The sequence below is a fragment of the Vagococcus sp. WN80Y genome (assembly GCF_059621045.1).
In genome coordinates this window covers 1-3,775 of sequence record NZ_JCAQHY010000080.1, presented here as the reverse complement: position 1 = coordinate 3,775, position 3,775 = coordinate 1, and the positions used below count along the sequence as shown (strand labels likewise).

Here is a 3,775-nt window from a genome sequence, read left to right as displayed (position 1 = left end):
AGCTTGGCTTGTACCACCGCTGTCTTAACTGCCGCTCTTGAACGCCTAGCCAAAAAAGTAAAGGAGCTACCCCATGATTAATACTGACGATTTAACCAAAAAAATAGCCGAACTCGATCCTTATATGCGCGAAACCAGAGGCTATTTACATCAACACCCCGAAGTCTCATCCAATGAATGGCAGACTCGCGAATTTTTAAAAGCAGAAGTCACCAAATTAGGCTTACCAATCACTGACGTTCCAGAAACGGGCTTTTATGCCATCTTGGACACGAAGCGGGAAGGAAAAACAGTGGCCTTACGAACGGACATTGATGCCTTACCTATTTTGGAACAGCCCACTAATTTAAAAGGGCCACGGAAGTGGCTCTCTGAAGTGGAGGGCGTGTCTCACATGTGTGGCCATGATGGCCATATGGCGGTCTTACTCGCTGCCATGCGTTTATTAGTTGACCTTAAGGATGAGCTATCAGGACGGATTGTGTTCTTGTTTGAAGAAGGCGAAGAAATAGGTTCAGGGATTGTGGCTATGATTGAGAGTCTTCAACCCTTAGGGATTGATGCGATTTATGGCACCCATTTGACAGCCTTTATGCCAACGGGGCAGATTTGTCTCGATGGTGGCCCGCGAATGGCCGGGGCAGCGGTGATTGATTTTGAAGTGGTCGGTCGCTCTGGTCATGGCTCCCGTCCTGATTTATCCATCAACCCTATTTTCGCCGCTGCGAACATCTTGACTGGCTTGACGAGTGCGTGGGCCAATCAATTGGATGTCAGCAAGACCGTGACCCTTGGTTTAACCCAATTTCATGCCGGCAGTGCTAATAATGTCATTCCTGATACGGCTTATATTGGGGGAAGCTTACGGTACTTTGATGTGGCAGAAGGTCATAAAGCGATGGCTGTCTTAAAGGAAGTCGCAGAAAAAACAGCCGCCGCTCATAAGTGCACCATTCGTTATTTAGACAACATGCGCTTTGCCACGATTCCTGTTTTAAATGATCCCTTACTCGCAGAAATTGCGCGACATGGGGTCAATGATTTGTATCCAGACAAGCTAGTCGAGGGGATTCAGTGGTATGCCTCAGAGTCTTTTTCTCACTACGCCAAAGTCGCCCCAAGTGTCTTTGCCTTTGTAGGGATTGGCAACCCAGAGGTAGGGAGTGGGGCCGAGCATCATAATGATTACTTTGATTTAGATGAGGATGCCTTGGCGTATAGCTTAGGTGCTACGGTGAAGTTTGCGCTTAATTTTTTAACGGAGTAAGGGAAGACGAAACGTGAGCGATCAGGGGAAGTCGCTCGAGGTGGCAAGAGGTTAGTTGGTCTAACGCGAGCTATCTTTAAAGTTTAATGAGAGGAAGACTATTCTTACGATGAAAGCAGAAAGCATGTTATTAAATGAAAAAATCTCGATTGGTTCACGTCCGTAAAAGACGGACATCTAGTTGAGGCTTGACGTTCTATCTACTTATTGGGAAAGGCTGATTCTATTGGTTTCTCTGAGGATGGAAAGTAGATTAATTTGCTGTTTAAGCGACGTCCGTGTTTGACGGACAAGTTGCTTTTAGTCCGAGTTAATCTTGTTATTTAGCCTAATTTGGCACAATGCTTAGTTGAAAATGGTGTTGGTGTTATTCAATAGATTTTTTTCGATGGGTTCACATCCGTAAAAGGCGGACATCATATTGGGACTTGATGTCCTATCCATTTATTTAAAAAGGTTGATTCTATCGTTTTTACTGGTGCTTAATAGTTGATTATTTCTCTGTTTAAAGTATGTCCATGTTTGACGGACATGTTGGTTTTAGTTCGAGTTAATGTTGTTATTTAGTTTAATTTAGCATGAAGGTTAGTTGAAATTAGTGCTTGTGTTATTCAATAGATTTTTTTCGATGGGTCCACATCCGTAAAAGGTGGACATCATGTTGAGGCGTGATGCCTTATCTATTTATTGCGAAAGGCTGATTTTATCGGTTTCATTGGTACTGAAAAACAGACTATTTAGCTGTTTAAGCTATGTCCGTGTTTGACGGACATGTTACTTTCAGTTTGAATCAATCGTGTTATTCAGCCTAATTTAGCATGAAGGTTAGTTGAAAATTGGCCTTGTGTTATTAAATAGAAAACTCTCGATTGGTTCACATCCGTAAAATGCGGACATCACGTTGAGGACTGATGTCTTATCTATTTATTGCTTATTGCGAAAGGTTGATTTTATCGGTTTCATTGGTGTTGAAAAGTAGCTTATTTAGCTGTTTAAGCTATGTCCGTATTTGACGGACATGTGATCGTCTATGAATGAGTGAGCTGTTATTAATTTAATTAGCTTTAAAAAAGAAACAAGTAAACGTCCTTGTTTTGTCTGTTATTTAGCGTTTGATTCATTAGTAAGTCTATTCTGTCGAGTGAAAGAGAACGACTAGTGCATTAGTGATGCATGAGGTTTCCTCGTAATCAGAGAGCAGTAAGGTGTGGCTAGTAGCTGTATGAGTACTTTTGTCACTCGTATCGGTCTTTTTGACACGCTCGCCTGGATCAAATGCATGTTATCTATTAGTTATATCACAGTTGCTTAACAGCTGTCCATTTGGTAACAGGTCGTTTACGGAGCTAACTTACTCTAAAGTAGTTATTTTACCCGCTTTATTTAGTCGCAATCCTTTGTGAGGGGGGATTGTGATTAAATAGAGCCTCTTTTTGAGGTAATTTAACAAAAATAGGGTAAGTTAGCTCTCAAAAGGGGAGGAAGTAGATTGGATAGATAAGAAGCTGAGGACACTATAGGCAGCTCGTCCGGTTGATGAAAATGAAAGGGTGAGTTGATGGGGATTAGGGGATTCAACCGTTAACTTATGTTATTTAATGAATGAGGAAATCTGGCATCAGTTGACCTAACACGCCGAATGACTCAGGTTAATGAAGAAGAACCAAGAGGTGATTAAGCTGGATTGCTCACACTTACAGGACATCCATTTCTGGAATTTTAACCTCTAAGTCTAGTGTTAAAACAACTTGATCCATGTTATAATTTTGATACATAAATAGTGCTCCTTTCTGATTGGATTTTGTCACTTTAATCATATCAAGGACCGCTATTTTTGTGTACTCTAAAACGCAAAAAAAGTGGGATAAAAACAGATGAAAAAGCTGTTTTATAGTCGACACCAGACGCTACAACTGAGACGAAGTAAGCATTTAGGCTAGTCCTGGTGCGATTGCAATAGGGTAATTAGCTACGAGGTCCATCCAACCAGAAGCGATGACAGCTGAAATAATAGTGGATAGACCTGATTGGCTGGAATCCCAGAAACTATTTCAGTTTTAACTGTCGTGCCATTTTCGGTTAATTTAAACAAACGATTCATAAAACTCTCCTTTTCCAACTTAATCAATTTCATAATTCATATTTTATTTGAGAATAAACTTTCTCGATTTTAGTTATGTGATTTTTTTTTAAGCGACTAATTTCAGTTTGAGAGATAATCTTTCTACCGCAAATCTTACAGAATTATAAGCTAACTGGATAATACTCAAGTGGGGTTTTGCTGCTTTGCCGCCGTTATACCTGACAGACATTAATTGATAATATAATTTCAAATACCCATTTACTCGTTCAACCGAGCTTCTTAGTTTGTAAAGGTTTTTCCATTTGTTACTACCGCGAGCTGGAATTGAGTATTTTCTGATGTCTGTTTTTTGTTTAATTTTTATTACTTTCTGGCACATTCCTTTATTTTTTTACGGACATTGCTTACATTTGTCCTTTGGACAA

Annotated in this window: 4 protein-coding genes; 1 reads left to right on the top strand and 3 read right to left on the bottom strand. The window is 40.3% G+C overall.

Annotated features, from left to right (window positions below; translation table 11 throughout):
• The first annotated feature begins 73 nt into the window (after positions 1-73).
• A complete protein-coding gene (locus AC5KOD_RS02975) occupies positions 74-1,267 on the top strand; it encodes an amidohydrolase (RefSeq protein ID WP_496913051.1) in 1,194 nt (397 codons plus the stop codon).
• Positions 1,268-2,961: 1,694 nt separating this feature from the next.
• On the opposite strand, the gene AC5KOD_RS02970 is transcribed toward AC5KOD_RS02975, so the two are convergent.
• From AC5KOD_RS02970 to AC5KOD_RS02960, 3 genes are all read right to left on the bottom strand, one after another.
• Positions 2,962-3,084, bottom strand: a complete 123-nt coding sequence (locus AC5KOD_RS02970; RefSeq protein ID WP_496913050.1) for a hypothetical protein — start codon at positions 3,082-3,084, stop codon at positions 2,962-2,964.
• A gap of 152 nt (positions 3,085-3,236) precedes the next feature.
• Entirely contained in the window at positions 3,237-3,368 is a 132-nt protein-coding gene (locus AC5KOD_RS02965; RefSeq protein WP_496913049.1) for a hypothetical protein, read from the bottom strand.
• Between the two features lie 88 nt (positions 3,369-3,456).
• Positions 3,457-3,729, bottom strand: coding sequence for a transposase (locus AC5KOD_RS02960; protein WP_496913048.1), 273 nt, complete (start codon positions 3,727-3,729; stop codon positions 3,457-3,459).
• Positions 3,730-3,775 lie beyond the last annotated feature (46 nt).